The sequence below is a fragment of the Bacillus cereus group sp. N12 genome, from assembly GCF_016483575.1.
Taxonomy (GTDB): domain Bacteria; phylum Bacillota; class Bacilli; order Bacillales; family Bacillaceae_G; genus Bacillus_A; species Bacillus_A toyonensis.
The window spans coordinates 1-262 of the sequence record NZ_JAEHBO010000235.1 but is presented as its reverse complement, the minus strand read 5'-3'; the positions used below and the strand labels follow the sequence as shown (position 1 = coordinate 262).

Genomic DNA, 262 nt, shown 5'->3' with positions numbered 1-262 from the left:
TTATTGAAGATGCGGTACAAGCTATGCATAACGATGGAATAGAGGATGCAATCGCACTTGATCTTGCGACTCACTATTCTACATTTAGCGTGAAATCATAAGTTGGACGAGCGCAAGAAGAAGCTGAGAAACTTGGAAACTTAACAATTCATGGCATTGATAGATGGTATAAAGAACCGAAGTTTATCCAGTATAGGGTCGATGCACTGAAAGGTATATATAACTGTATGTCAGAAGCAGAACGAGAAAAAGCAGTATTAAT

The 262-nt window shown here is 38.2% G+C and carries 1 pseudogene; it reads left to right on the top strand.

The features are described from left to right. A pseudogene (locus JDS92_RS30280) lies at positions 1 to 262 on the top strand (ferrochelatase); the annotation flags it as partial.